At 39.7% G+C, this 4,067-nt stretch carries 2 protein-coding genes; one reads left to right on the forward strand and one right to left on the reverse strand.

Features of this window, described 5'->3' with window-relative positions:
* The coding region (locus J7J33_02045; protein ID MCD6168070.1) for a transglycosylase domain-containing protein at nt 1-2,179 on the forward strand (2,179 nt) is incomplete at its 5' end.
* Here the strand turns inward: J7J33_02045 and mnmG are convergent.
* Nucleotides 2,163-4,046 (reverse strand): tRNA uridine-5-carboxymethylaminomethyl(34) synthesis enzyme MnmG, encoded by a 1,884-nt coding sequence (gene mnmG / locus J7J33_02050; GenBank protein ID MCD6168071.1) that lies wholly within the window; start codon nt 4,044-4,046, stop codon nt 2,163-2,165. The genes J7J33_02045 and mnmG overlap by 17 nt on opposite strands.
* Between the last annotated feature and the right edge of the window lie 21 nt (nt 4,047-4,067).

Here is a 4,067-nt window from a genome sequence, read left to right on the forward strand (position 1 = left end):
AATACTTGCCCTTCGCCTTGAAAAGATTTACTCAAAGGAGGAGATACTTGAATACTACATAAATCAGGTTTACTTTGGTTCAGGTGCATATGGAGTTGAGGCAGCAGCAAGGAGATACTTTGGAAAGCATGCAAAGGACCTCACCCTTCCTGAATCAGCAATGCTTGTTGGAGTTTTACCTGCACCAAGTAAGTATTCTCCAAGGGTTGATTTTGAAGCTGCAAAGGAGAGACAGAAAATAGTTCTTATGAAGATGGTAAGGGAGGGATACATAACAAAGGAGGAGATGGAGGAAGCATATGATACTCCCATTAAGCTTAAGGAGTACAGGGAGGAACCTGAATCAGATATAAATGGGTGGTTTATAGATTATGTGAAGGAGAAGGTAAGGAAGATGTATGGGGAGGAACTATTATATAAGGGGGGACTTAAGATATACACAACCATTGACCCAAAGATTCAGAAGATTGCCATAGATTCCCTAAATGGTGTTATAGAGGAGAATGTGAAAAGGGGGATATTCTCTGATGAGAATAAGGATGAACTTGGAGTAAGACAACCTCAGGGAGCAGTTGTTGTTCTTTCTCCAAAGACAGGGGAGATACTTGCAATGGTTGGTGGAAGGGACTACAAGGAGAGTCAGTTCAATAGATGCCTTGCATTAAGAAAACCTGGTTCATCATTCAAGATATTTGACTACACCCCTGCCATTGAGAATGGTGTTTTAACTCCTGCATCAATACTTGTTTCTGAATCCATCAACATTGGTGGATGGAAACCAAAGGAGTGGATATATGGCTATTTTGGACCTCTAACAGTAAGACAGGCACTTATCCGTTCATCAAACATATGTGCAGTAAAGACTGGAATGAGGGTTGGACTTGATAGGGTTGTATACTATGCAAGGAAGATGGGGATAAGGTCTCCCCTTAAACCATATCCATCAATGACAATAGGAGGATTTGAGGTTACTCCCCTTGATATGGCTGTGGCATACTCAACACTATCAAACATGGGTGAGAGGGTTGATGCAACAGGGATACTAAAGATTGTTGGAAAGGATGGAAGGATTCTCTATGAACATAAGGTCAATCCAATAAGGGTTGTATCCCCTGAGGCAAGTTATATAATGACAGATATATTCAAGGATGTTGTCTATCACTACTTCCCTGATCTCTCCAAGTATCCAATAGCAGGAAAGAGTGGAACTGCAGGAGACTACACAAGTGGATGGTTTATTGGATACACAAAGGACTTTACAGTTTCAACATACATAGGTTCAGATAAGGAACTCATTGGACTTGAGGGAGTTAGAAACTGGGGAGTTAGATTTGCAGGTAAAGTGTGGAAGAAAGTCTTTGAGGAACTTATAAAGATAAAGAAACCAAAGGATTGGGAGAGGCCAGAGGGGGTTGTTGTAAGGGGATTCTGCACAAAGACAGGAGTTATTGCAACAAAGTATTGCAAGGGAACAAGATACGATTTCTCCATTAAAGGGCTACCCATACCATACTGCTCCTATCACAAGCCATACAAGGTAAAGGTATGCAAAGGGACAAATCTACTTGCACCTCCTAACTGTCCAGAGGAACTTGTTGAGGAAAAGGTCTTTACAGATCCAGATGATATGCCAAAAAAGTACTGCAACTGCGAAGCCAACAAAACAATAAAACTTATAGCACCAGATAAAGTCCATGTGGATGAGATAGTTGTTCTTGAAGTTATCGCTCCATCCTTCAAAGCAGGGGATACCATTGAAATTGACATAAATGGAGAGAAGACTTACATAAGAAACTATCCATTGAAGATGATGTGGTCTCCCCAAAGACCTGGAGATTACTATGTATCTGTTATTCACTGGAGTAATATTGGAGAGGTTGTATCAAAGACTGGAAAGAGGATCCGTGTTGTTCCTTATGCAAAAAATTCAGAAATTGTTATCTCTCCATCCAAACCAAAGGTTGGAGATATTGTAAGGGTATTTGTTAAAAATCCACCAAGTTATTCATACACAGCAGAAATTTTCATAAATGGAAAAAGAGAGGGAGTAATTGCTCAAACTCCCTTTGAATATAGATTTAAGATTAAATCTAAGGGGAGATACGAGATAGTTTTTAAACTATACGATATGTACGGAAATAGGCTGAGTGAATTAAAGAAGACTATTCAAGTTCCTTAGGTGGTTTCTTCCTCCTTTCAATATATAGAAGGAGGTTAAGTAAATCTGCTGGAGTAACCCCTGTAATGTTCTTTGCCTCTTTCATATTTTTTGGCTTAAAATAGTTTAGCCTTTCCACTGATTGCTTTGAAAGGTTGGGAACAAGATTGTAGTCAATATCCTCTGGTATCTTAATCCTCTCAAGTCTCTTCAACTCCTCTATCTCTTTTTTCTGTCTCTTTATATAACCAGAGTATCTTGCCTCAACCCACACCTCAAATATTACATCATCTGGAAACTTACTCACCTCTGGAAAGATTTTCTTTAATTTTTCAACTCCGAAACTCGGCCTTTTCATTAGATCAAATAAAGTGTATGGAGTATTTATTGGCTCTTCACCAATGGAGGAAAGTAAGGAAAGGTTTTCACTTGAAGGTGTTATCTTTTTGTTCATAAGTATATTCATAAGTTGGGTTATCTTCTCTTTTTTCTCAAGAACCTTTTTGTACTTTTCATAAGAGACAAGTCCAACCTTGTATCCTATTGGGGTAAGCCTTATATCTGCATTATCCTGCCTTAAAAGAATCCTATACTCCACATGGGATGGAGTGATCCTATAAGGTTCCTCAATTCCCTTATTTATGAGATCATCTATCATAACTCCAATGTATGCCTCATCCCTTCTTAATACAATAAGTTCCTCACCCTTTGCAAATAGTGCAGCATTTATACCTGCCATTATTCCCTGACCTGCTGCCTCATCGTATCCTGTGGTTCCATTTATCTGACCTGCAAGGAAAAGGTTTTCAAATCTTCTCGTTTGAAGGGTTGGGAAAAGCTCACGGGGATCAACAAGATCATATGCTATGGCATATCCGGGACGAATCACCCTTACATTGGAAAGGCCTGGAAGGGTTCTTAAAACCTCCTCCTGATACTCCCATGGAATACTCATATACATTCCCTGAACATATGTCTCCACTGTATCAAAACCTTCCCTCTCAAGGAAGAAGGTGTGTTCGTATCTATCTGGAAACCATCTCACCTTCTCCTCCATGGAGGGACATGTTCTCGGTCCAGTCCTTACCATAAGACCCATAACTGATGGTGCAAGATTAACATACTTCTTTGTAACCTCTATTGTTCTCTTGTTTGTGGTTCCTCTATATGATGGTAGTTGATTCTCCCACACCTTTTTTGGCGTATCAAATGAAAATGAAATGGGTTCACTGTATCCTTCATCTCTTTCAAGCTCACTTAAATCAACTGAGTTTATATCTATTCTTGGTGTTGTTCCTGTGTTAAATCTCTTCAATTTAAATCCAATTTTTCTCAAGGATTCAGAAAGGCCCTTTGATGGCATCTCTCCCCATCTTCCTGCCTCAAGCATGTATCTTCCAATGTGAACAACACCTTTAAGGAATGTACCAGGAGTTATAACTATTGCCTTCCCATAGTAAACCTCTCCTGTGTTTGTTATCACTCCCTTTATCCTATCCTTATCAACGATGAGTTCTTCAACAAGACCCTGTTTTAAGTCAAGATTTTCCTGAAGTTCAAGCACCTTTTTCATTTCGTTTCTGTATCTTGCCTTATCTATCTGAACTCTAACAGACCAGACTGCAGGACCCTTTGTTGTGTTGAGTAGTTTTATCTGGGTTAATGCCCTTTCAGCATTCTTTGCAATCTCACCTCCAAGTGCATCCACCTCTCTTACAACCTGTGCCTTACCAACTCCACCAATGGCAGGATTACATGGAGGATGGGCAATAAACTCCAATGTTATCGTAAGTAAAAGGGTCTTTGCTCCAATTCTTGCCGAGGCAAGAGCTGCCTCACACCCTGCATGACCAGCACCAATAACTATAACATCATACTCCTTCCTCATGGTATTTTGTATTATACTATT

The sequence above is a fragment of the Caldisericia bacterium genome (assembly GCA_021158845.1).
Lineage (GTDB): Bacteria > Caldisericota > Caldisericia > B22-G15 > B22-G15 > B22-G15.

Bases quoted from the DNA above. Each gene is read 5' to 3' on its own strand.
- mnmG (MCD6168071.1), bottom strand. From the start codon at position 4,046: ATGAGGAAGGAGTATGATGTTATAGTTATTGGTGCTGGTCATGCAGGG.